Annotated in this window: 27 protein-coding genes; 17 read left to right on the top strand and 10 right to left on the bottom strand. The window is 68.3% G+C overall.

Going from position 1 to position 23,258, the window contains the following annotated elements:
• Window positions 1-6 precede the first annotated feature (6 nt).
• The 5 genes from NA3_RS18250 to NA3_RS36070 all read left to right on the top strand — a co-directional run bounded on the left by NA3_RS18250 (window position 7) and on the right by NA3_RS36070 (window position 3,667).
• Entirely contained in the window at window positions 7-912 is a 906-nt protein-coding gene (locus NA3_RS18250) for a 3-oxoacyl-[acyl-carrier-protein] synthase III C-terminal domain-containing protein (protein ID WP_062964822.1), read from the top strand.
• Window position 913: 1 nt separating this feature from the next.
• Entirely contained in the window at window positions 914-2,245 is a 1,332-nt protein-coding gene (gene fabD, locus NA3_RS18245; RefSeq protein ID WP_063917568.1) for an ACP S-malonyltransferase, read from the top strand.
• A gap of 103 nt (window positions 2,246-2,348) precedes the next feature.
• The gene (locus NA3_RS18240; protein WP_062964821.1) at window positions 2,349-2,651 is read left to right on the top strand and encodes a hypothetical protein; all 303 of its coding nucleotides are present in this window, start codon (window positions 2,349-2,351) and stop codon (window positions 2,649-2,651) included.
• Window positions 2,644-3,075 (top strand): hypothetical protein, encoded by a 432-nt coding sequence (locus NA3_RS37695; protein ID WP_167355008.1) that lies wholly within the window; start codon window positions 2,644-2,646, stop codon window positions 3,073-3,075. The genes NA3_RS18240 and NA3_RS37695 overlap by 8 nt, the downstream gene beginning before the upstream one ends.
• Window positions 3,065-3,667, top strand: coding sequence for a TetR/AcrR family transcriptional regulator (locus tag NA3_RS36070; protein WP_062964819.1), 603 nt, complete (start codon window positions 3,065-3,067; stop codon window positions 3,665-3,667). The genes NA3_RS37695 and NA3_RS36070 overlap by 11 nt, the downstream gene beginning before the upstream one ends.
• A 17-nt stretch (window positions 3,668-3,684) precedes the next feature.
• On the opposite strand, the gene NA3_RS36975 is transcribed toward NA3_RS36070, so the two are convergent.
• Entirely contained in the window at window positions 3,685-4,050 is a 366-nt protein-coding gene (locus NA3_RS36975) for a hypothetical protein (protein WP_157126575.1), read from the bottom strand.
• Between NA3_RS36975 and NA3_RS18220 the strand changes: the two genes are divergently transcribed.
• The 3 genes from NA3_RS18220 (at window position 4,049) to NA3_RS18210 (ending at window position 7,614) form a co-directional block, all read left to right on the top strand.
• Window positions 4,049-5,029, top strand: a complete 981-nt coding sequence (locus NA3_RS18220) for an AraC family transcriptional regulator (RefSeq protein WP_063917590.1) — start codon at window positions 4,049-4,051, stop codon at window positions 5,027-5,029. The two genes, NA3_RS36975 and NA3_RS18220, sit on opposite strands and share 2 nt — an antisense overlap.
• A gap of 276 nt (window positions 5,030-5,305) precedes the next feature.
• Window positions 5,306-7,078, top strand: coding sequence for an FUSC family protein (locus tag NA3_RS18215; protein WP_128145577.1), 1,773 nt, complete (start codon window positions 5,306-5,308; stop codon window positions 7,076-7,078).
• Window positions 7,078-7,614: a MarR family winged helix-turn-helix transcriptional regulator gene (locus NA3_RS18210; protein ID WP_062964816.1), complete on the top strand. Its 537-nt coding sequence runs from the start codon at window positions 7,078-7,080 to the stop codon at window positions 7,612-7,614. Before NA3_RS18215 ends, NA3_RS18210 begins: the two co-directional genes overlap by 1 nt.
• Before the next feature lie 92 nt (window positions 7,615-7,706).
• Here the strand turns inward: NA3_RS18210 and NA3_RS18205 are convergent, their stop codons facing one another.
• Window positions 7,707-8,810, bottom strand: a complete 1,104-nt coding sequence (locus tag NA3_RS18205) for a glycosyltransferase family 4 protein (RefSeq protein ID WP_084491674.1) — start codon at window positions 8,808-8,810, stop codon at window positions 7,707-7,709.
• 889 nt (window positions 8,811-9,699) lie between these two features.
• On the opposite strand from NA3_RS18205, the gene NA3_RS18200 reads away from it, so the two are divergent.
• The 5 genes from NA3_RS18200 to NA3_RS18180 are packed head-to-tail and all read left to right on the top strand — an operon-like array spanning window position 9,700 to window position 12,230.
• On the top strand, window positions 9,700-10,080 hold the full coding sequence (locus NA3_RS18200) for an ATP synthase subunit I (protein WP_030515130.1): 381 nt from the start codon (window positions 9,700-9,702) through the stop codon (window positions 10,078-10,080).
• Entirely contained in the window at window positions 10,077-10,838 is a 762-nt protein-coding gene (gene atpB / locus NA3_RS18195) for a F0F1 ATP synthase subunit A (RefSeq protein WP_030515131.1), read from the top strand. Before NA3_RS18200 ends, atpB begins: the two co-directional genes overlap by 4 nt.
• Before the next feature lie 56 nt (window positions 10,839-10,894).
• A complete protein-coding gene (locus NA3_RS18190) occupies window positions 10,895-11,146 on the top strand; it encodes a F0F1 ATP synthase subunit C (protein ID WP_025352811.1) in 252 nt (83 codons plus the stop codon).
• A gap of 8 nt (window positions 11,147-11,154) precedes the next feature.
• Window positions 11,155-11,655 (top strand): F0F1 ATP synthase subunit B, encoded by a 501-nt coding sequence (locus NA3_RS18185; protein ID WP_062964815.1) that lies wholly within the window; start codon window positions 11,155-11,157, stop codon window positions 11,653-11,655.
• Complete coding sequence (locus NA3_RS18180; RefSeq protein WP_062964814.1) at window positions 11,655-12,230, top strand: F0F1 ATP synthase subunit B family protein; 576 nt, start codon at window positions 11,655-11,657, stop codon at window positions 12,228-12,230. Before NA3_RS18185 ends, NA3_RS18180 begins: the two co-directional genes overlap by 1 nt.
• A 47-nt stretch (window positions 12,231-12,277) precedes the next feature.
• Here the strand turns inward: NA3_RS18180 and NA3_RS18175 are convergent, their stop codons facing one another.
• A complete protein-coding gene (locus NA3_RS18175; protein WP_062964813.1) occupies window positions 12,278-13,144 on the bottom strand; it encodes an NAD-dependent protein deacetylase in 867 nt (288 codons plus the stop codon).
• Window positions 13,145-13,300: 156 nt separating this feature from the next.
• Between NA3_RS18175 and NA3_RS18170 the strand changes: the two genes are divergently transcribed.
• Window positions 13,301-14,695: a sensor histidine kinase gene (locus NA3_RS18170; protein WP_063917567.1), complete on the top strand. Its 1,395-nt coding sequence runs from the start codon at window positions 13,301-13,303 to the stop codon at window positions 14,693-14,695.
• Window position 14,696: 1 nt separating this feature from the next.
• Here the strand turns inward: NA3_RS18170 and NA3_RS18165 are convergent, their stop codons facing one another.
• From NA3_RS18165 to NA3_RS18135, 7 genes are all read right to left on the bottom strand, one after another.
• Window positions 14,697-15,389, bottom strand: a complete 693-nt coding sequence (locus NA3_RS18165; protein WP_062964811.1) for a response regulator transcription factor — start codon at window positions 15,387-15,389, stop codon at window positions 14,697-14,699.
• Window positions 15,390-15,429: 40 nt separating this feature from the next.
• Window positions 15,430-15,987 (bottom strand): hypothetical protein, encoded by a 558-nt coding sequence (locus tag NA3_RS18160; protein ID WP_062964810.1) that lies wholly within the window; start codon window positions 15,985-15,987, stop codon window positions 15,430-15,432.
• Between the two features lie 102 nt (window positions 15,988-16,089).
• On the bottom strand, window positions 16,090-16,854 hold the full coding sequence (locus NA3_RS18155; protein ID WP_062964809.1) for an IclR family transcriptional regulator: 765 nt from the start codon (window positions 16,852-16,854) through the stop codon (window positions 16,090-16,092).
• Window positions 16,855-16,917: 63 nt separating this feature from the next.
• The gene (locus tag NA3_RS18150; RefSeq protein ID WP_062964808.1) at window positions 16,918-17,652 is read right to left on the bottom strand and encodes a DUF8020 domain-containing protein; all 735 of its coding nucleotides are present in this window, start codon (window positions 17,650-17,652) and stop codon (window positions 16,918-16,920) included.
• Between the two features lie 15 nt (window positions 17,653-17,667).
• Window positions 17,668-18,369, bottom strand: coding sequence for a DUF8020 domain-containing protein (locus NA3_RS18145; RefSeq protein ID WP_062964807.1), 702 nt, complete (start codon window positions 18,367-18,369; stop codon window positions 17,668-17,670).
• Window positions 18,370-18,501: 132 nt separating this feature from the next.
• Window positions 18,502-19,347: an alpha/beta fold hydrolase gene (locus NA3_RS18140; RefSeq protein ID WP_062964806.1), complete on the bottom strand. Its 846-nt coding sequence runs from the start codon at window positions 19,345-19,347 to the stop codon at window positions 18,502-18,504.
• Between the two features lie 148 nt (window positions 19,348-19,495).
• Complete coding sequence (locus NA3_RS18135; protein ID WP_062964805.1) at window positions 19,496-19,912, bottom strand: hypothetical protein; 417 nt, start codon at window positions 19,910-19,912, stop codon at window positions 19,496-19,498.
• A gap of 350 nt (window positions 19,913-20,262) precedes the next feature.
• Here NA3_RS18135 and NA3_RS18130 point away from each other — a divergent pair, with 350 nt between their 5' ends.
• Genes NA3_RS18130 through NA3_RS18120 form a run of 3 tightly spaced genes read left to right on the top strand, consistent with a single transcriptional unit; the run spans window position 20,263 to window position 23,238 of the window.
• Window positions 20,263-21,255: a quinone oxidoreductase family protein gene (locus NA3_RS18130; RefSeq protein ID WP_062964804.1), complete on the top strand. Its 993-nt coding sequence runs from the start codon at window positions 20,263-20,265 to the stop codon at window positions 21,253-21,255.
• Window positions 21,252-22,145, top strand: a complete 894-nt coding sequence (locus tag NA3_RS18125) for a TauD/TfdA dioxygenase family protein (RefSeq protein WP_062964803.1) — start codon at window positions 21,252-21,254, stop codon at window positions 22,143-22,145. Before NA3_RS18130 ends, NA3_RS18125 begins: the two co-directional genes overlap by 4 nt.
• Window positions 22,146-22,185: 40 nt before the next feature.
• Entirely contained in the window at window positions 22,186-23,238 is a 1,053-nt protein-coding gene (locus NA3_RS18120; protein WP_062964802.1) for a beta-keto acid cleavage family enzyme, read from the top strand.
• The last annotated feature ends 20 nt before the right edge of the window (window positions 23,239-23,258 follow it).

The raw sequence follows: 23,258 nt of genomic DNA, 5'->3' as shown, positions 1-23,258 counted from the left end.
GCCCCGATGAGCGTCTATCTGCACGGCATCTCCTACGCCGTCGGCGCCCGCGAGCCGATCGCCGGCCTGCCGCCGCTGCGCGAGGACCCGGCCATGCTGCGCGATATGCACGGACTCGGCCTGTACCACTACTGCCGGACCGAACAGACCCCGCTGCAACTGGCCGCCGAGGTGGTCGCGGGCACTCTCGACCGGATCCCGGTGGACGCGGCCGAGATCGACCTGCTGGTCTACGCGTCGTCGAGCCCGGAAACCGGTGCCCTGGCCGGGGGTGAATTCCTGCGCTTCTGTGAGCGTTTCGGCCTCACTCGCGCCACCCCGATCGGCGTCACGCTCGCCGAATGCGCGAATTTCGGCAGCGCCCTGCGGATCGCGCACAGCCTGGTCGCCGCCGGATCGGCCCGCAATGTCCTGGTCGTCACCGCCGACGCGTGCCCGGACCCGCATGCCCGCATCCTGCGTGACGCACTCTCGGTCCTGAGCGACGGTGCGGCCGCCTGCCTGATCACCTCCGCCGAACCCTCGCGGATCGAGGTGCTCGGCTCGAATCAGGGCACCAACCAGCTGATCCGCGTGGCGAAGATGCCGGCGCTGGCCGGGCTCACCAAGCGCGGCCTGTCCCGCGCGGTCGCCGATATGCTCGACCGCGCCGGCCTGGATCGCGGCGACGTGCGGCGGATCATCGCCAACAACGTCAACGAGGAGGCCGTGCGCTTCATGGCCGACTCGGCCGGACTCGACCACGACCTGTGCTATCTGGACAATATCGCCGACTACGCCCACGTGCATTCGGCCGACAATCTGATCAATCTGCAGACGTATCTGGAGGACGGCGTCGCGCCGGGGGAGATCGTCATGACCATCAGCCACGGGTTCGGCACCTGGGGCGTCGCACTGTTGAGGATCGGCTGACATGATCGCATTCGTATTCCCCGGTCAGGGCGCGCAATTCCCCGGCATGGGCAAGGCGCTGGCCGACACCTACGCGGTCGCGCGCGAGGTGTTCGACCGTGCCGACGCGGCAATCGAATTCGGCCTCGGCGAGCTGTGCTTCGCCGGCGACCCGGCGGAGCTGGCCCGGACCGAGAACGCCCAGCCCGCCATCCTGGCCACCAGTGTGGCGGCGTATCGGGTTCTGGTGTCGGAGACCGGCATTCATCCGGTCGTGGTGGCCGGCCACAGCCTCGGTGAGATCACCGCCCACGTCTGTGCCGGCGCCCTCGATTTCGAGACGGCGGTGCGTCTGGTGCGCCGCCGGGGCGCCCTGATGCAGGAGGCGGTGCCGCCGGGGAAGGGTGCGATGGTGGCGGTGATGGGCCTGGAAGCCGACGAGGTCGACCGGATCTGCGCTGCCGCAGCGCGATCCGAGGTCGTCGCGGTCGCCAACTACAACGGCGCGAGTCAGGTGGTGATCTCCGGGCACACCGGCGCGGTCGGCAGGGCTCGGCAGCTCGCCGAGGAACGCGGGGCGATGATCCGTGCTCTCGACGTCAGCGCGCCGTTTCACTGCGCATTGATGGCACCGGCCGCGGCCGCCTTCCGGTCGGAGTTGGATCGCGCCGAATTCGCCGCACCGCGAATTCCGTTGGTGGACGGCGCATCCGGGAGTTGGCGTACCGAACTCGACCCGGCCGACTCGCTGTCCGCGCAGATCTGCGCACCCGTGCGCTGGGATGCCGTGATGGCGGGACTGACGGCCCGCGGGGTCCGGTACGTAATCGAAGCCGGTCCCGGCGCACGCCTCACCTCGATGCTGCGACGGTCGGAAAAGTCCCTTCGCACAACCAGTTTCGGCGAGCCGGAGGATCTCGACGAGGTCCTCGCCCTGCTCGGTGACCGGCAGTGGCCGCGGCACGAGCTGGGATATTGGCGCCACGGCGAGCGCGGTGACCTGTACGCGCCCACCACCTCCGAGATCGTGTGGGCCGGTACCGACGAACCCGAGCCGATGACCGACGCGGCCTGGACCGGCCGTCCCGACGGCTCCCGTCTCCGGCGCTACGGCGCGATGGCGCTGATTACGGCGGACAACGCGCTGCGCACCTTCGATCCGGCCGCGTGGACGCCGCGCGAGGACGGAGCCTATCTGCGCCGGGATCGCACCGCCGTCGAACACCCGGCCGGTGGCGGTGAGACCTTCGATCCGGCGGAATGGGTCGTCGACCCGGGCGGGACGATGCGTCGGCGCGACGGTTCCCGCGTCATCTGGCCCGACGGTGACGAATGGAGTTTCGCGACGCCCTGACCGGTCTCATATGCCCTGACCGGTCTCATACGATCGTATTGACCGAAGCCTCATACGTTCGTATGGTCGTTCTCATACGAACGTATGAGAGGGGTGGCTGCCGATGTTTCGTCTGGTGGAATTGCTCGGCCTGTGCGCGCCGCTGCTGGGCGCGGCGATCGTGCTGTACTACCGCCGTCGGCTGGGGCGGGCCTACGGCAGCGCGGCACTCGCCGCGGTGGTGGCGGCGATCGGATCGGTGGTCGGACTGGTCACCAGCCGGGCGATGTGGTTCGGTTCCGGTGGCGCGGAGGGCATGACGCATCGCATGGAGTTCGGCGCCGGCGTCCGCAATCTCCTGCTGGTGCTGGCCTGGGCGCTGTTGCTGGTCGCCATCCTGCGCGGCCGGAGCAGGTGCGATGAGTAGCGCGCAGGTGGTGTTCGGCGCCGGCGAACTGGCGGTGGTGGTGCTGGCCGTGGTCTCCCTGACAGCCGGTTTCCGATTGGCGCGCAGCTATCGCCTTGCCGGGTGGTCGCTGGCCGCGGCGGCGGTGGTGTGGCTGGTCGCCGAGGGCGTACGCCTACTGCAGCTCGAAGCGGTTCTACCGGCGTTGGCGGGAGCGGACCACGAATCCGCCCGCATGCTCGTCACCCTGCTCGGGGACACCGTCTACTTCGGCCTGGGCGGTGCCGGGGTGCTGCTGCTGTTCTTCGCGGCCGTGGTGGAACGGGCCTCCCGGGGCGACGGCCGCCGGGAACCGGTCGCGGTGGCGCGGCGGGTGGGAGCGCGGGCCTGGCGCTACTATCAGGCTCGCGATCAGCGGGAGAGGAGTCGGCGCGGTGGGCGTTGAGCGGGCCGGGGCGGCCACGGACGGGGCCGCGACGGACCGTCGTGGTCAGCTGCTCGATCGGCTGGCCGACGTCATCGCCGAGGACGGGATCGAGGGCGTCAGTATCCGCACGCTGGCCGGCCGCGCCGAGGTGTCGATCGGCACGGTGCAGTACTACTTCTCGACGAAGAACGACCTCCTGCACCGGGTATGGGAGTACGTGCGGGACGAGGCGGCCCGCCGCTTCGATGCTGCGGCGGTGGCGCAACTCCCGCCGGCGCAGCGCCTGTCCCGCCTCGTCGACCTGCTCATCGCACCCGACAGCGAGGATCGCCTCGCCCGGGTGTGGTTCGCGCTGGTGGCGCGCGCCGCCCACGACCCCGAGATCGCGGCGCTGCATCGGGCCCAATGGCAGCACACCGAGGAATTGATCGCCCGGGCGCTGGTCGCCGTGAATCCGGACCGGACCGCCGAATCCGGCGACGCCGCAGCGGAATTGCTGGCGCTGCTCGACGGTCTGACGCTCGCGGTCCTCACCGAACCCGATCGCATGCCGCCGGCCCGGGCACGCCGGATCGCACGGGACTGGACCGATCGCTGGGCGGGCCGGTAACCGTCTCCCGGGCGTTGTCAGTGCACCCGTGAGGAATCCGGGATCAGTCGGCCCGCGTCGACCAGAACGCGGAGCGCGGCACGACGGCGCGGGCATTCGTCGGTGCGGCAGCTGCGGTGCATCTGCATGATCTGGTGGGCCTTCTGCGGGGTGAGGTCGAGCGGTTCCATCCAACAGGTACTGAACATGTCCACGGTGCAGTCGCCCTCCTCGATCCCTGCCTGACCATCGGCCATCCCGTGCCGATGTCGGTCTGTCGAGGTTATGCCCCCGGTTTTGGGGTCGGAATGTGCCGAAAGGACCGAATATTGGTAATTTCGGACTGTGGTTGGGATCGGTACGCCGCCCGATGTGTTGCCGCACGGCAGCGTCAGCGTGCGCATGATGGTGAGTGTCGGGCTCGCGCATGGATTGGATGAACCGCTGTTATTGGCGGGCACCGGAATCGAATCCGCGGATCTGGCCGATGAACAGGTGCGAATTTGGCCGGATCAAGAATTCGCCGTCGCGCGCAATCTGATTCGCGCGCTCGGCGATCGGCCCGGACTCGGCGTGCAGACCGCCGCGCAGGCGTCGCTGGGCAAGGCGGGTCTGGTCGGCCTCGCGGCACTGGCCAGTGCGACCATGCGCGACGTGCTGAACATCGCGGTCCGCTATCAGGATCTGGTCTCGGTCGCGGCGCGCTATCACCTCGACGAGTCCGGTGGCGGCGAGGTCGCGCTGGTTGCCGACGGCTCGGCAATACCCGCGGACCTGCGCGGATTCTTCGTCGAGCGCGAGGTGGCCCTGATCTTCGTGGCCGGCCGGGCGCTCGACGTGAGCATCCCCGCCGTGCGCCTGGAACTGGAACTGGACGCCGGCCGGGCCGCCGCACTGGCGGACTTCGCCTCGATCGACACCATCCTCAGCGACTGCCCGCGTACCGCGCTGGTCCTGCCCCGCTCGTTCCTGGATCTGCGCATGCCACATGCCGATTCGCATACCGCGAACCTGATCGAACGGCAGTGCCGGGAGGCGCTGCAGGTACTGCTGGAAGGCGGCTGGAAGTTGTCGACGCTGGTCCGCGAGCGCCTGCTGCGCGAACCGGGTTCGGTGCCGTCGATGGCCGAAGTGGCCGCCGAGCTGCACATCAACGTCCGTACGCTGCGCCGCCAGCTCGCCGCCGAGGGCGCCAGCTTCCGCGGCCTGCTCAACACCGTGCGGGAGAGCACCGCGGCGGAGCTGCTGCGCGCCGGGGCGACGGTCGAGGATGTGGCTCGCCGGCTCGGATATGCGGAAACGGCTAATTTCACTCACGCCTTCACCCGATGGATGGGGATGTCGCCGCGGGCATACCGGCAGTCGCTGACTCGAAATCGATAGCGAATCGTGTCCTGACGCGTATCCGGATTTCGGGGAATCTGTGATTTCGGTGCCCGCGACAATGTGTGGCACGGTGTTCCGGATAACTCCCTGCGCGATTTTTCGCGGGCACATTCTGCATTCGCAATATGGCGACCGAATGCCGGCGAATTGCGCCGGAGGGGAGGGTGGTTCGCGCGGCCGGCTCGGCAAGGTACAGAGCCGTCGGCTGCCTGCGCAGCCGTACGTGAGCGCACTCATATAGTTTCCTAGTAAAATACCGGTTAAGCTTCTCGGGTGTCGCATCGTGCCTCGTCCTCCTCGGCTGCCGGTTTCCGCTCCACCCTGCGGATGCTGTCGCTGCGCGGTGTGTTCCGGATGCGCCCGGTTGCCGACACCTGGTATCAGTCGGCGCTGTGCGCGCTGATCGCGATCGGCGGGCCGGAGGTCGTGCTGCTGGCCACCGGGCAGGTGCAGCTGGCCTTCTACACCAGCGCCGGCGGCCTGTGCGCCCTGTACGGGCACGGCCTGCCGTATGCCGCCCGCGGCCGGACCCTGGCCTGGGTGGTGCTCGGCATGTTCGCCGGCACCGCGGTCGCGTTGACCGCGTCGGCGCTGATCGAATCCGCGGCGGTGCGGGTCCTGGTGATCGCGGTGCTCGCCGGGCTGTACAAGCTGGTCTGCGACGCCTCCCGGATGGGCCCGCCCGGCAACATCATCTTCACCTTCGTGGTCTCGAGTGCGGCCTTCATCCCGCAGCGCGCCGGACAACTTCCCGGCCATCTCGCCCTGATCCTGCTGGGCGGCGTGCTGGCGTGGTGTGTCTGCATGGCTCCGGCGCTGGTGCGCCCGCACGGGCCGCAGCGGCTGGCCGTGGCGCGCGCGCTGGAATCCACCGCCCGGCTGCTGCGAGTGCCGCTCGGCGATGCCGCGGTGCCGCTCGCCCGGCACGACGCCGCGGTCGCCGTGCAGGCCGGCTGGACCGCGCTGGCCCGGGTGCCCGCCACCGCCCGCACCACGGCACAACTCACCGCGCTGGCCGGACTGCTGGCCCGAGCCGAAACCCTCGCCGCCACAACCAGGCCCGTCGGTCCCGAATACCTGCTGTACCCCTCCGATGCCGAGAGTGATACCGCGACAGCCGGTTTCGCGACGGCGCGAGACCGGAGCCGTATCGACGCCGAGGCCGGCGCCGACAGCCTCGATCGGTACGCCCGCGCCCTGCGACGCGGCCACGAGGTACCCCGGATCCATTGCGCCGCAGCCGAAGAGTCCGAGATTCGCGGTATCGGCCTCGGCCGAGCCGGAGGCGCCCGCGGGACGGCGTTGCGGCGCGTGGGTCGTGCCTTCCTCCCCGGCGCCCCCGGACTGCCGCTCGCCACCCGCGTCACCCTCGGCGCCGCGGCCGCGGGCTGGACTTCGTTGGCGCTGGGCGTGAATCGTCCGTACTGGGCCGTGATGACCGCCGCGGTCCTGATCGTCGCCAACACCGCGCAGTCGTGGCAGCGTACTGTGCAACGCGTGCTGGGCAATCTCGTGGGTGTCGCGCTGTTCACGGCGGTCGCGCCGTGGGCGCACAGCGCTGTCGCGCTGGTGGTCATGGCGCTGGTCTGCCAGGTGATCGTCGAGGCCACCATCTCCCGGAATTATTGGGTCGCTTCGGTATTCATCACCCCGATGGCCCTGGCGATGGTGGAGTTCGCCACCCCGCGACCGGCCTCCGAACTCGGACTCGACCGCTGGCTCGACACCTGTGTGGGTGCGGTGATCGCGGTCCTGATCTGTTTCGTCGTACCCAATCGCCGGGTCACCGACCGGGTGGCTGCGGCGCTGGGCGAACTCGATGCCGCGATCGGCCGCGCGCGCCGGGCGGTGGACTCCGGCACCGCCGCCCCGGCCGACCGGGCTCGGCTCGCGGCCGCTCTGATCGAGGTCCGCACCTGCGCCGATACGGCGGCGGGGGAATGGTGGAGTGCGCCGCTATCCGACGAACGCATCGTCGCCGCGGAACGTACCGGACATCAGCTCCTGGATCGGTTGCCGGTCCGCACGTTTGCGGCGGTGTCGTGATGTCCGCGCGAACTCCGGCCGAGAACGCGGTAGCCGACGATGCCGTCGCCGAGGTCATGCGGCAGTGGGCGCAGGCCGCGCCGGAGCTCGATCTGCGTCCGATCGCGGTGATCGGCCGCATCACTCGCTGTGCGGCCCTGCTGCACCAGGTCGCCGACGCACCGCTCGGCGACGAGGAACTGGCGCGACCGGAATTCGACATTCTGCTGGCGCTGCGGCGCGTCGGCGGCGAACTCACGCCCGGCCGGCTGGCGCGCGAAACCTTCGCCTCGCCCGCGGCGGTGACCAAGCGGCTGCGGGGGCTGGAAGAGCGCGGGCTGGTCGGCCGCCGGGCCGACACCAGGGACCGTCGCGTCTCCCATATCGCGCTGACCGCGGACGGCCGCGCGCTGATCGATCGGCTGATGCCGCGACAGCTGGCCTACGAGGCCGGATTGCTCTCCGGACTACCCGAGGACGACCAGCGCGAACTCGCTCGCATTCTGGCCGATGTGCTGGTGCGGTGGGAGGGACGGTTCGGCGGGCTACCCCGCTGATTCTCTCGCCCGGCCTGCCCCGATCCTCCCGAGGGCGCCCGCATCCGGTCGTGCGGTGAAGCGGACCGGATGCGGGTGGATTCGCCTGCGAATCAGCCGTTTCCGACGGCCGAGAGCGGGCGGATCAGGGGAACGCCGTCGGATGCGACGGGTACCGGGACGCCGGCGAGTTTGTCGATCGCCGCGTAGTAAGCGGCCTCGTATCCGGCGCCCAACTGGTCGACGGAGAACTTCTCCACCACCCGGCGCCGGCAGGCGGCCGGGTCGATCTCGTCGGCCGCGGCGATGGCCGCGGGCAGTTCGGCGGGATCGTCGCAGATGATGCCCGTGACCCCGTCGTCGACGACCTCTTCGACCGCGCCGCCGCGCAGGGCGACCACGGGGGTGCCGCAGGCCATCGCCTCTATCATCACGATGCCGAACGGCTCCTCCCATCGAATCGGGAACAGCAGGCAGCGCGCCGAGGCCAGCAGCAGCCGCTTCGCGATCTGGTCGGCCTCACCGAAGACGAAATCGGTGTCGCGCAGCAGCGGCCGCACCGCGTTCTCGAAGTAGGCCTTCTCCGGGGGTTCGTTCATCTTCGCCGCCAGCACCAACGGGATCCCCGCCTCGTGTGCGGCGTGCAGAGCCAGATCGGGACCCTTGTAGGGGGCATAGCGCCCCAGGAACAGGCCGAAGTCCTGTTTACGGGTCTGGAACGGCCATTCGGCCGGGCGGACCGTGTTGTAGACGCGGCCGACCCAGTTGAGATTCTCGGCCAGGGAGCGTTGGCGATCGCTGATCGCGACGAACTGCGCGGTATCGGTCAGCGAGCTGTAGTACTCCTGCGCTTCCCCGTCGACCGGACCGTGCACGGTGACGACGGTCGGAATGCCGAGGGCGGTGTACATCGGAGCGTTCAGCGGCCCCGCGAAGGTGTGGTCGTGAACGACGTCGATCCGTTCGGTCTGCGCCAGTTCGGTGATGATGCGCCGAACCTTGAGCGCGTTGAGCACCTCCGGGAACGGATCGCCGAGGCGTTCGGCGAGGATGTCGTCCCATACCCGGATGAACCGTGCAGTAGTCCCGGAGCGGCCGGCGCCCAACAGGGTCACCCGGTGCCCACGTGCTACCAGTGCGTCCGCCAGTTGAGCCACCACGGCTTCGACGCCGCCGTAACCGGCAGGCGGCACTTCGAAGTACGGCGGTGCGACCATCACGATGTGCAGGGACGCGCCGGGTTCGTGGAGCCGGTAGATCAAGGATTCCGAGTCCGCCAGTGAAGCGTCCTCCAGTGAAGCATCCCCCAACGAGGCCGAGTACTCCGATTCCGGATAGTGCAGGGAGTCGTCGTACTCGACGGGACTGGAGCCGGTCGGCCCCGAGGAATCCGAGCCTGACGGGATACTGCTCATGGTACTGCCTCCTCAACGTGTGAAGCTGCGACCAAGCATGGCGAGAGACCAGAAACCACCAGGCGTCTCTCGGGAACTTCGGTTTCCCTCATCGGGCGGGCCGGAGCGACCCGGTGGGTGATGTACCCAGCAGCAGACACGGTAACCCTTCGGCAGTAAAATGTCCGGGAATGCCTGGTAGAACGCGAAATTTGTGCAAGTGAGCCGGGGTGCGCGGACGGGATTGCCGAGCCGTAGGACATCACGGCGGACCCTGTCGCCGGTCCTGCCGGGGGTGTCCGGGTCGCCTCGGCGCCGCCGCGCTCGGCCGCCGGAGGCGCACATATATATAAGGCATCGATAGATCACCGAATCGAAACCCCGACAATTCGGGCATTCGAGACAAATTGCAATGACGACGCGCCGACGAATTTACTGTTTCACGGCAGAGTATTGACCGTTGATTTACCATTGCCGCGCCGCTGCGCGCGGGGTCCGAATGTTCCGGAAAACGCCCCCATTTGCAGGTCGTACGGCGTAGAAAGTGATAGCCGGTCGATGGCTGGACTCATTGTCCCGGAGTGTCCGGCACAAAATTCAAGATCAAGTATATGAAGATCAAAAATGTTGCTACGCAAGAAGGTTGGTCTGTGTAAGCTGACCTCGATCACGACCTACTACGAGGTGGGATGGCGGCGATGGTGGTGTCGCAGTGAGTATCGACAAACTCCGGCTGCGCCGTGCGAGCTACATGGTAGCCGCATTCGGTGTGCTGGCTTTGGTGGTGACCGGTCCGCTGGATCGGTTGATGTTGGGTGTTTTCATCTGTATCGGGCTGGGGCTGGGCTGGCTGAACGCGCAACTGACATTGCGATCGGTCACCGGCATCACCCGCTCGGAATCGCCGAATAAGCAGGCGCTGGCCTTGTCGACGGCCGCGCGGCTGATCATCGTCACCGTCCTGGCGATCATCGTGGCGTTCCTGACGCGTCCGAACGGTGTGGGCATCTTCTTCGGACTCGCTCTGTTCCAGGTGATCCTCGTCTTGCATACCGTCGTGCCCGAGTGGAGAGGGCTCCGTCAGCAGTCATGAGCAGCACTATCGCGACGATGATCCTGGCCGATGAAGAGCCGAAGATCGAAGTAGGTCACCACGCCACCACCGAACTCTGGGGATTGACGTTCAACGTCGACACCATCCTCTCGACGGCGGTCGCCGCGGTGATCGTCATCGCCCTGGCGCTCTTCCTTCGCATGAAGATCACCTCGGGCGTACCGAACGGCGTGCAGTTGTTCTTCGAGACCATCACCGTGCAGATGCGCGGGCAGGTGGAATCCGCGATCGGAATGCGCATCGCGCCGTTCGTATTGCCTTTGGCGGTAACGCTTTTCACCTTCATCCTGCTGTCGAACTGGATATCGGTGCTGCCGATGCAGTACGGCCGCGGCGAATTCATCTTCCCGCCGGCCTCCGATGTCAATTTCGTCTACGCCCTCGCATTGTTCGTCTTCGTCTTCTACCACGCGGCGGGTGTCCGACGCCGGGGTCCGGTGACGCATGTGAAACAGTTGCTGAAGGGCCACACGGGGTGGGGGCCGATGGTGTTGATCAACATCATCGAAGAGATCGCCAAGCCGTTGTCGCTGTCGCTGCGATTGTTCGGAAATATGTTCGCCGGCGGCGTCATGGTCGCGGTGATCGCGCTGTTCCCGTACTGGATCGCCTGGGGCCCCAACGCCATTTGGAAGCTGTTCGACTTGTTCGTCGGCGCCATTCAGGCGTTCATCTTCTCGCTTTTGACCGTCCTCTACTTCAGTCAGTCCATGACGCTGGAGCACGAAAACCACTGAACGGCAGTCCCGGTCGGCCTCACCGATCGGTCAACGTTGGAGAACAGGAAGAGAAAATGGCAGCAGATCCAGCAATCGTCCAGGGTGCCCTCATCGGTGGCGGCCTCATCATGGCCGGTGGCGCCATCGGCGCGGGTATCGGTGACGGTCTGGCCGGTTCGGCACTGATCAACGGCGTAACCCGGCAGCCCGAGGCCGAGGGCCGGTTGCGCGGTAACTTCTTCCTGACCGTCGGTCTGGTCGAGGCCGCGTACTTCATCAATCTCGCGTTCATGGCGCTGTTCGTATTCGCAACTCCCGGTAAGTAATCGGCGAGATGTCCGCGCGAACCGATGTGGTGGCCGAGGGGAACTTCCTCATCCCCAACGGCACCTTCTTCGTCGAGCTGATCATCTTTCTGATCGTGCTCGGAGTCATCTGGTTCTTCGTCGTTCCGCCGATCCGCAAGGTGCTGACCGAACGCGAGGAGCGGGTGGAGGCGACCGCCGCCAACGCCAAAGAGGCGAAACAGGTCTTCGCCGACGCCCAGGCGAAATATCAGACGGCGCTGGAACAAGCCCGTACCGAGGCGGCCGACATCCGCAACGAGGCACGGGCCCAGGGCCGGGCGATCATGGACGACCTGCGGACGCAGGCTCAGCAGGAGGTCGACGGCATCGTCGCCGAATCCGCTGCCCATCTGCGCGCCGAGGCCGAACGCGTCAAGTCCGAGCTGCGACTCGAGGTCGAGCCGCTGGCCCAATCGCTCGCCGACCAGGTGGTCGGTGACAGTCGCCACGCCGGCACCGCCGGTCGTAGGAGGGGCAGGGATTCGTAATGATTGACACCAGCGGCGGTGTGCTTGCCGCAGGCGGATACCAGATCACCTTCGACTGGCCGGTCTTCTTCAGTCAGCTGTTCGGCTTCGCCGTCATCGTCTTCATCATCTGGAAATGGGTCGTCCCGCCGGTGAAGAGATTGATGGCCAAGAGTCAGGACGCGATCGCCAAGCAGCTCACCGAAAGCGATCACGCCGCGCAGCAGTTGGAGGAGGCCAAGCGCTCCTACGAAAACGCCCTCACCGAAGCGCACAGCGAACTCGAGCAGATTCGCGCCGACGCGCGCGCCGACGCCGAGTACATCGTGGCGCAGATGCGAGAAGCGGCCGCGGCGGAGGTCGAACGGGTGCGACGGCAGGGTCGCGACCAGGTCGCGCAGCTGCGTCGCCAGATGGTGCGCGATCTGGAGACGGATCTGGCGGCCGCGATGCTGGCGATCACCGAGGAGAAGGTGCGCGACCAGGTGGCCACCCCGGAGGCGAAGTCGGACAGTATCGAACGGTTCCTCGAGGACTTGGAGATCCTGGCCAACTCGTCGTCGGTCAAGCGGCAGGCCCAACCGGGCTGGAACTGAACATCGTCTGCGAGTAGCCGGTGGACCGCGGTCCACCGGCTACTCGTTTATGCGGACACGGAAGCGGGGGGAGTCAGCGCGTCGGCGAGTGCCGCGAGGGTGGGTGAACAGCCGGCATCGATTCGGACGGTGGCCAACTCGTCACCCCGCGTGGCGCCGCGGTTCACGATCACGACGGGCTTACCGGATTTCGCGGCCCGGCGGACGAAGCGCAGCCCGGACATGACGGTCAGCGAGGAGCCCGCGACGACCATCGCCTCGGCCACGTCGACCAACGAAAATGCCTCGGCTACCCGGTCTTTCGGGACGTTCTCGCCGAAGTAGACGATGTCCGGCTTCAACATGCCGCCACAGCCGGTGCAGTCGACCATGCGGAAGCTGTCGGTCTCACCGACCACGGCGTCGGCGTCCGGCGCCACCTCGATACCGGTGGCGGTCGCCAGTTCGGCGAAGCCGGGATTGGCCGCTTCCAGCCGATCGGCGAGTGTCATGCGCGAGATCAGCCCGTGGCACGACAGGCAGCGCACCCGCGCATACGTGCCGTGCAGGTCGATGACAGCGCGGTGCCCGGCCTTGGTGTGCAGCAGGTCCACATTCTGCGTGATCACCCCGCCGACCACGCCCGCACGTTCGAGCCGGGCCAGCGCGCGATGGCCGAGATTGGGCCGCGCGGCGTCCATCCGCCGCCAGCCGACGTGATTGCGCGCCCAGTAGCGCTGCCGGAACGCCGCATCACCGACGAACTGCTGGTAGGTCATCGGATTGCGGGGCGGCGAATCCGGGCCGCGGTAGTCGGGGATGCCGCTGTCGGTGGACATGCCGGCCCCGGTCAGGACCACGATCCGCCGGCCCGCCAGCACCTCCACGGCACGATCGAGGCCGGGTGTCGTCGGCACTGTCGCGAGCTGGGGCATGAATCCAGGTTACGAGCCCGGGCGGCCTTCGCATGGCGGTAGGCGGTGCCGGCGACCAGGGTCTCGCTCCAGGGACGCCGGCGCTCTGGCCGCCCGTCGCTGAGACCACGCTGAGATCGTGACGGGCTCGACGCGGTCGTGGTCGATGATGGGTGGGTGAATCGGTTCCGGCGCTGGCTACATCCGTCGCGGTGGGGTGTGCGGATCCGGTCTGCCCTCGTGTCGGCCCTGGCGGTCGGTGTGGTGCTGCTGATCGCCGCGGGCGCGATGGTCTGGTTGTTGCATCGTTCGCTGATCGATGAACTCGACGGCGCGGCGCAGGCGCGGGCCGCCGAGATCGCGGAGACGCTCGAACACGACCCGGCTCGGGTGCGCGACCTTCCGCGTGCCGAGAACGGCCGCATCGCGGCGGCCCAGGTCGTCGCGCCGGATGGGACGGTGATCTGGGGTTTCGATGATCCGCACGGCGTCCTCGCCACTGTGCCGGCGGGTACGAGGCGGGCCGTCGGGCTGTCCGCGTCGCCCGGCTACGACGAGGACTTGCGCGTCGCGAGCCGTGTTGCCGAGACGTCGTCGGGCCGGTACCAGGTGCTCGTCGCGGTCGACACCGAATCGGTCGAGCGGGCGGTCGCCCGGGTCGGTGCCCTGCTGGCGGTGGGTGCGCCGATCGTGGTGCTGGCCGCCGCCGCGGCAACGTATCTGCTGGTCGGTCGTTCGCTGCGGTCGGTGGAGGCGATCCGGGAGCGGGTGGCTCGGATCGGCTCCACGCAGCTGTCGGAGCGGGTGCCGGTGCCGGCGCCGCGCGACGAGATCGCCCGGCTGGCCGAGACGATGAACGATATGCTCGCGCGCGTCGAGGCCGGACACCGGGCCCAGCGCCGTTTCGTCGGCGACGCCTCCCACGAGTTGCGCAGCCCGCTCGCCACGGTCACAGCCGCATTGGAATTGGCGCGCCACCGGCCCGAAACCGTGGACGCGGAACTGATCGACGGCACGCTGCTGCCCGAAGCCGAGCGCATGCGCCGGCTCATCGACGATCTGCTGACTCTCGCCGCCGCCGACGAACGCGGACTCGAATTGCGCACGGGCGACGTCGATCTCGACGATATCGCCCAGGCCGCGGCCACCGCTGCCCGTCTGCGCGGAGGGATTGCGGTCGATACGGACATCCGCCCGACTCGTATCATCGGTGATCCCGAGCGGTTGGCGCGAGCGCTGCGCAATATCGTCGACAACGCCGTCGCCCATGCACGGTCGCGGATCCGCATCACGGTCGCGGACAGCGCCGAGCCGGAAGCGTCCGGGAACGCGCGCATCGTCGTGGACGACGACGGGCCGGGTATTCCGGTCGCGGATCGCACGCGGGTCTTCGATCGTTTCGTGCGCCTCGAGGCCGATCGGTCCCGGACGACCGGAGGATCGGGCCTCGGGCTGGCGATCGTCGCGGAAATCGTGGCGGCACACGGGGGAGTGGTGCGCGTGGCCCAATCGCCGTGGGGTGGGGCGCGTTTCGTCGTCGAGCTGCCGGTGGCGGGACCGCCGGAGCGGTGACTCAGTCCGGGGCGGCCGTGACTTCCGAGTCGATCAGCCGATAGCCGACCCCGCGCAGCGTCTCGATGCTGTTGCTGCCGAACGGTGTATCGATCTTCTTGCGCAGATAGCCGATGTAGACCTCGACGACGTTCTCCGGTCCGTCGTAGTGCGCATCCCAGACGTTGCGCAGGATCTCGTTTTTGGTGAGGGCACTGCCCTTGTGCCGCAACAGGTATTCGAGCAGCCCGAATTCCCGTGGTGTCAGGGACAATTCGGAACCGGCGCGGGAGACCGAGCGCCGTCGCGGGTCCAGTCGCAGGTCACCCGCTGCCAGGATTTCGGGCTGCTGTGGTGCGCGGCGGCGCAGCAGGGCGCGCAGGCGCGCGGTGAGGACGACGAAGGAGAACGGCTTGGTCAGATAGTCGTCGGCGCCCAGGTCCAGCGCGTCGACTTGGTCGTAGTCGCCGTCCTTCGCGGTGAGCATCAGCACCGGGGTGGAGATGTCGCGTTCACGTAGGCGACGCAGCACCTCGTAGCCGCTCAGTTCGGGCAGCATGATGTCGAGCACGATCACGTCGAAGTCGTCCTCGCACGCCCACCACAGGCCGTCGGTGCCGGTGTGCGCGTGCTGGACGACGAATCCCTCCAGCTCCAGGCCGCGCCGCAGGGTGGCGGCGAGCCTGGGCTCGTCCTCGACCACCAGCACACGCATCCCTCCAGCATGCCGGACTGTGCTCCGGGCCGTGCGAGCGCTACAACCAGAGACCCGATTCGACGACCCACACGCCGCCGGTGTTCTTGCGGGCGGGCTGGGACAGTTGCAGGGAGACGCGCTGTCCGTTCGGCCCGATCGCGACGGCGAGGTAGGGGCCGTCGTGGGTGATCGTCGGCTGCGACCAGCCGAAACGCCCGGAGACGAAGGCGCGCGCGACGGCGTCCTCGTCCAGCCGCCACGGTTGGTGCCCGGCGTCGGCCGACTGCTGCAACTGCTCGGCCGCGTCGCCGCCGATGCCCTCACCGTGGAAGGTGGTGCCGGCCGGCGGATGGTCGCCCGTTGCCGGGACCGACGGTGAGACGACGGGAAGGTCGGACGTCGGCACAGCGGGCAGTTCGGTGTTCGCGGCGGTCGTCTGCGTCATCGACCGATATGCGACGGTGTTCGGCCCTTCCGAGGCCGGCGAGTCGGTCGAGCAGGCCGCGAGGGGCACGGCGACCGCGATACCGATCGCGAGGGCGAGGACGCCGGGTATGCCGGGGGCGCGCAGCGGCCGGTGGCCGGGACTGCGGGGGAGTCGAGTGTGGGAGCGCATGGGCGTTCTCCTGATGCGATCGAAGCCGTCATCGTGTGATCCGCGCCCGGCCGGTGTGTGTTAGCGGCGGTGACGCGTGCCGGCGCAATCGAGACCACACCGTCATCGCGACGGGCGCGGGCGATGGTGATCGCTGACCTGCCGTGACCGCGGTACCAGTCCGCCGCGGATTTCGGCGGCCGCCGCCCGCACCCGCGGTGCGATCCGCCGCAGCGCCGCCGGACGATCACAGACGACTCCCACGGCCGCCGACGCGTCGACGGCCACGGCCACCGAGGCCAGCCCGGACCCGAACTCGTCGTCGTCGTAATCGGTTGCGTGGCAGGTGATTCGGTGCAACCGGCGGTGCAGGTCCGGAAGATCGAAGCCGGGATCGATATCGGCCACGCGCGCCTCGACGTCCTCCGGCGGCAGGTGGGCCAGCGCGACCCGGCCGAGGGTGCTGCGATGCGCCGCCACCCGGGTGCCGACCCGGGTGGGTACCCTCGTCGCCGCCCGGCCGCCGAGTTTGTCGAGGTAGAGCACCTCCCCGCCGTCGAGGGCCCCGAGATGGACGACGGCGGCGGTGGCCAGCAGCAATTCGTGCAGAATCGGCGCCGCGCAAGCACGTAACCGGGACAGCCGCGCGGTGTCGGCGTTCCACGTGCGGACGCGCCGGCCCAGCGCATATCCGTCCGCGCTGTGGGTGAGCCACTCCAGCTGGATGAGCTGCCGCACGATCCGATGCACGGTGGCGCGCGGCAACCGCGTCCGGACGGCGATCTGCCCGAGCGTCAGATGTCGATCCGGCGCTTGGAACAGATCCATCACCAAGGTGGCGCGCTCGAGCATGGTCAGAGGCAGCTGCGCTGCGGCTACCTCGGACATGTACCGATGGTAGGAGTCGCCCGCGGTGCGCGAGGGCCACGTTACCCATTCGGTACGCCGGGCTCACCCGCCGGATCCGGACGCCGATCCGGCGCCGAGGCCGTTCGCGGATCCGCTGGGCAGTTGCAGCTGTGCGTCCGGTGCGCCGGTGCCGTTCGGGTCGAGCATCCCGCCCTGGCCGGCGTAGGAGCTCTGTCCCGGCGGTGCCTGCAGAACCGTGAGGTAATTCCACAGTCCCGCCGCGAGCGCACCCCCGCCGACCAGCACTGTCCCCGCGACACCGCCCGCGCCGGCGAACGCCAGGACGGCCGCCGGAATCGTCGCCAGGCAGCCGGGGCCGACCACCAGGCAGGTACTGGCTCCGACCGCGGCGCCGACGAGGGCGCCCAGCACGGTGCCGACGACCGTCCCGATCACCGGTCCGCGCGACATGACGGTCGCGAAATCGTTGAGCGCCAATTGGTTCTCCATCGCGGAGGCCGCGGGGCGCACGGCGATATCCGGTGTCAACGTCAGGGTTCGCCCGCCGTCGTCGATGCGGGTGTCGATGCGGTGGGCGATGCCGTCCACGGTGAAGCGCGCGGGCAGCGTCGCGACGGGAGTGCCGCCCACGCTCACGCGGACGGAACCGTCGTCACCCGCACTGAATGCGCCGTCGGCGAAACCGCTGAGAACGACTGCTCCCGAGAGGGTTTCGATACTCGGTGTGGACGGCTCGGCGCCCGCGGTGGCGACCGTGAGGGACGCGGCCACGGCCGCGGTGGCCGCGGTGAGCGCGGCGATCGTACGGCTGGACATCTGCGCCTCCCACGCTCAGCGACCGGTATCCGGCACGCCCGGCCGGCCACGCAGATCGGGGGCGTACTCGCTGGTGCCCGGCGGAGCCAACAGCGTGGTGACGTAGCGGTAGAGCCCCGCGGCGGTGGCGGGACCGCCGCCCAGGACCAGGCCCGCGACACCGCCGGCGGCCCCCGCGAGGCTGACGATCGGCAGCACCGCGACCACGCAGGCGACGCTCAACACCGCACACGAGGCGCCCGCCAGGGCGATCCCGAGCCCGATGCCGAGGACCGCGCCCACCGCCGTGCCGATCAGCGCACCGACCGAGGTGCCGATACTGACCGCGTTGACCAGGTCGTTCATCGCGAGCTGATTCTCCAGCGGCGAGGCGACCGGGGCCAGGGCGTCGCGGCGCAGGCCCGCGGTCTCCGGGGTCAGCGTAAGAGTCGTCGCATCGCCGCCGATCTGCGCGCGGATCGGCATGCGCTGATCGCCGATCGCATACGCCAGTGGCACAGCATCGAGCACGCGCCCCGCATCGTCGCGGATGGTGACGGCGGCACCGTCGGGGTCGACGGCGAAGCGGCCGTTGGTCAATTCGACTGTCACCGAACCGCTATCGGTCGATGCGGCCCGATAGCCGACCGCCGCCGGGGCCGGATCGGCCGCCGCCGTCCCCGCGGCGGCCAGTGTCGCGGCGCAGATCGCCGCGATCGTCGAGATCCGAATCTTCATGGGGCGCCCCCTCGTCTCGATCCACCGGGCGCTCGTGACGCCCCGGCCCCGGTACGGGTGCGGTGTCGCGCACGACGTGCGGGGAGCCGGACCGTAGCGCGACGGATTCCGAAGCGTCCGAGGGCGTCTCGCTCAGCGAGACAGATTCTCCGCTGTGGCCGGCAGGCCGGCGAGGAAGGTGGTGATCGCCGAGGTGACGGTCTCCGGGTCCTCGACCATCGGCAGATGTCCACAGTCGCTGAGCACGAGACGCTCACGGGGACACAGTGTTTCGTCGAGCCGGGCGCCGGCGGCGGCGGAAAGGATCCGATTGCGCCGGCCCCAGACGGTGCAGATCGGCGGGAAGCCGGGGCCCGGAGTGAATTCGTCGAGCGCGGCGAAGGCGGGAAAGTCCTGTACCAGCCGGTCGAGCGCGAACAGCCGGCCGCGATCGGTCCAATGTGCCTGCAGACGTGGGTCGTTCTGCAATGTCCGGTCGCGCCCGCGCGGTCCCAGCTGAGTGGCGACGATCGAGGCCACCAGGGGTTTCGGCAGGGCGAGCCGCCGGGCCAACGGCGCGAGCGGTGCGAACCGGTCGACCCACATCAGCGGCGCCTGACCCCCGTGCCGCACGGTATTCCAGGTGAGCGGATTGATCAGGACCAATCCGCGCACCCGGGCCGGATCGTCGATCGCGAAACTCAGCGACGTCGCACTGCCCAGGCAATTCCCGACCAGCACCACCCGGCTCAGCCCGTGCTCGTCGAGAAAAGCCCGCACCGCCGCCACATAGTCGGCGAGCCGGTATCCGCGCGGCTGCTCCGATTCGCCGTAACCGGGCAGGTCCAGTGCGAACACCTCGTATTCGGCCCGCAACGCGGCCATCTGCTCGTCCCAGATCCGCCGTTGGGCGCCCGCATTGTGGAGGAACACGACCGGATCGCCGTGGCCTGCGCGGTCGTACACCACGCGCCGGCCCTGATAGTCGAATTCCGCCACGGCGACTCCTCACATCTACGAACATCGATGTTCGTAAGTGGGTACGGTACCGCACCCGCATCGAACCCGCGGCTCAGCGGGCCAATTGCAGTGCCGGCGTCGCCGCGACCCCGATGGCCGGGACGACGAAGCCCGCCAGGAGCCCCGGTCAGCGTCGCTGCAAGGTGATTCCCGCGATCGGATACGGGGCGTCGACCGAGGTTCCGGCGGCGTTCAGGGTGCCTTCCCAATACCCCTGCCGCGCATCGATTTCCCGCAGATCCAGTCCGACCGGCATGCCCTCGAACGTCACATAGGTCTCATCGGGGCCGGCCGCGTTCTGCCGGCCGGTCTTCGAGGAATTTCCGCACACCAGCGTCACGGCCGTGCTGTCGACGAATACCTGCAGGTCGCAGTTGTGCACGGGCGAGCCGATCATGTTGTCGGGGTGTTGCGTGATGTGGTAGGTCCCGGCCGGAATGATCCCGTTGGCGGGGTCTTCCGGGTTGCCGGCAGAGGCGGCGGCCGGCACCGCGGAGAGGGTGGCGGCGAGTGCGGCTCCGGCCGCGGCGCGTCGAACGTTCATGGTCCGGCTCCCATCGGTCGATCCATCGAAATCAGCCGGATGCCGAGAGTCGCCTCGGCAACCGGGTCGCTCTGACGGGAGGATTCCCCGCTCCCGCGAACGAAACCAGCGGCACGGACATCGGCGCGGCGGCGCAACGATCATTGTGCGAACAGACCGTCGATGTCCCGATATATCAAGTCTCGAGTCCCGTAGCGGTAAGTATTTGCACCCATCTGCGCCTACCGTTGAATGCATCACCCGGTGCTCGAGTCGGCGATGGACGAACCGCCCACCGAGTCGGTCCGGACCGTGGCTCGCGCGCCCTTCCCGCGCCGATGCGCCGGTCCCGTCGGAAGAGGAGATGTCCTGTGCCACAAGCCTTTCGCTACTACGAAACCGGCGCGCCCGAGGTGCTGCGGTGGGAGCGCGTGGAAGTCGGCGATCCGGGTCCGGGCGAGGTCCGGATCCGCCACCGAGCGGTGGGCCTGAACTTCGCCGACACCTATTTCCGCACCGGGCTGTATCCGGCGCCGCTGCCCGCGGGGATGGGCGTGGAGGGCGCGGGGGTGATCGAGGCCGTAGGCCCGGGTGTCACCGGCTTCGCCCCGGGCGACCGTGTGACCTATACGGGCAGTCCGCTGGGTGCCTACAGCACGGAGCGGGTGATGCCGGCCGAACATCTGATCGCCCTTCCGGACGAGATCGGCTTCGACACCGCGGCCGCGATGACCATGCGCGGTCTCACGGCGGCCTATCTGCTGCGCCGCATCCACCCGCTGCGCCCGGGCGATACGGTACTGCTGCACGCCGCCGCGGGCGGGGTCGGTCTGATCTTCACCCAATGGGCGAAGCTGTTGGGCGTCACCGTGATCGGCACGGTCTCCTCCGACCGGAAGGCCGAGATCGCGCGGGCCCACGGGTGTGACCACGTGATCGTGTACACCCGCGAGGATGTCGCCGAGCGCGTGCGTGAGCTCACCGACGGCGCCGGCGTCCGCGTGGTCTACGACAGCATCGGCAAGACGACCTTCGAATCCTCACTGAATTCGCTGGCGCGGCGCGGACTGCTGGTGTGTTTCGGCACGGCGTCGGGTCCGGTGCCGCCGATCGACGCCATGACGCTGGCGGTCAAGGGGTCGTTGTTCGTCACCCGGCCGGCTCTGGCCGACTACATCGCCGACCCGGCCGAGCGTGCCGAACTGGCCGGTGAGTTGTTCTCCCACGTCGCCGCGGGACGTATCCGCATCGAGATCAACCAGCGCTACGAGCTCGCGGACGCGGTGACCGCGCATCGCGATCTGGAACAGGGCACGAGCATCGGCTCGTCGGTCTTCACCGTGAACCAGGAAGGACAGTCATGACAAGCATTGCCCCCGTGCATCCTTCGGCGCGCTCCGCGCCGTTCGGAGTGCGGCCGCTCACCCGCACCATCGGCGCGGAATTGTTCGATCTGGACCTGGGCGAGGTGGCGCGCGACGACGCCCTGTTCGCCGCAGTGAAGGAGCTGCTCCTCGAACACAAGGTGCTGTTCTTCCGCAACCAGAACATCACCCGCGCCGAACATGTCGCTCTCGCCGAGCGTTTCGGACCGCTGGAGGATCATCCCGTCCTGGGCAGTGACCCCGAACATCCCGGCCTGGTTCGCATCTACAAGGATCTCGACAGCGCGCCGGAACACTACGAGAACGCCTTTCACTGCGATGCGACCTGGCGGGAGGCGCCGCCGATGGGGTGCGTGCTCCGCTGCGTCGAAACGCCGGCGGTCGGCGGCGACACCATCTGGGTGAATATGGCCGAGGCGTATCGCCGCCTGCCCGAATCGGTGCGCACGCGCATCGCCGGCTTGCGCGCGCGTCATTCCATCGAGGCAAGCTTCGGTGCGATGCGTCCGGACGCCGAACGTCTGCGGCTGCACGAACAGTTCCCGGACGCGGAACACCCGGTGGTGCGCACACACCCGGAAACCGGCGAGAAGGTGTTGTTCGTCAACGCGTTCACCACGCATTTCGTCAATTACCACACGCCGGAGAATGTGCGGTTCGGCATCGACTACGCGCCCGGCGCCTCGGAACTGCTGAACTACCTGGTCCGGCAGGCGAGCGTTCCCGAATATCAGGTCCGCTGGCGGTGGACCGAGAACAGCTTCGCAATCTGGGACAACCGCTGCACCCAGCACTATGCCGTTCAGGACTATTTCCCCGACGTTCGCAAGATGGAGCGCGCCGGAATCATCGGCGACAAGCCGTTCTGAAAACTCTTTCACTGCAATCTATTTCGATCGGAGTACAGCCATGCATTTTCACGACGACGCCTTGTTCCCGGAAAACCAGGAGAAGCTGGTGATCACCAGCGCGCCGTACGGGCCGGAATGGGAGCCCGACGATTTCCGCGAGGATCTGCCACTGACCATGGAGGAACATATCCAGCAAGCGGTCGACTGCTACGAGGCCGGCGCCACCGTACTGCACATCCACGTGCGTGAGCTCGACGGTAAGGGCTCCAAGCGTCTGTCGAAGTTCAACGAGTTGCTCGCCGGGCTGCGCGAGGCCGTCCCGGAGATGATCCTGCAGGTGGGCGGCTCGATCTCGTTCGCGCCCGAAGGCGAAGGCGCCGAGGCGAAGTGGTTGTCCGACGACACCCGCCACATGCTGGCCGAACTCGACCCCAAGCCGGATCAGGTGACGATCGCGATCAACACCAGCCAGATGAACATCATGGAGTTGATGACGGCCGACGATATCGCCGGCACCTCCATGCAGCGACCGGAACTGGCCGAGGCCTACCGCGAGATGACCGTGCCGGCCGGGCCGGCGTGGGTCGCCGAGCATCTGCGTCGCCTGCAGGCGGCGGGAATCCAGCCGCATTTCCAGCTGTCGAGCATTCCGCAGCTCGAGACGGTCGAGCGGCTGATCCGGCGGGGCATCTACACCGGTCCGTTGAACCTGACGTGGGTCGGAATCGGCGGCGGCTTCGACGGGCCCAATCCCTACAACATCATGAATTTCATCCAGCGCGTGCCCGACGGGGCTTGCCTGACCCTGGAGACGCTGATGCGCTCGGTGTTGCCGGTCAACGCGATGGCGATCGCCATGGGACTGCACACGCGCTGCGGTAACGAGGACACCATCTGGGGGCGCAAGGGCCGGAAGGCGACCTCGGTCGAGCAGATCCAGCAGCTGGTTCGCATCGCCGGAGAGCTGGGCCGCGAGGTCGCCACCGGCAAGGAGGCGCGCGATATCTACAAGATCGGCACCACCTACGCCGACGCCGACGAGACGCTGGCCATGCTCGGGTTCGCGCCGAACCGGAAGCCGGGGCAGGTCGGCTTCACCCATCACGCCTGATCACAGAAGGACTTGCCGCA

The sequence above is a fragment of the Nocardia africana NBRC 100379 genome (genome assembly GCF_001612635.1).
Taxonomy (GTDB): Bacteria; Actinomycetota; Actinomycetes; order Mycobacteriales; family Mycobacteriaceae; genus Nocardia; species Nocardia africana.
Note: the sequence above shows the minus strand (reverse complement) of the source record. Positions and strands in the feature narration are given on the sequence as shown.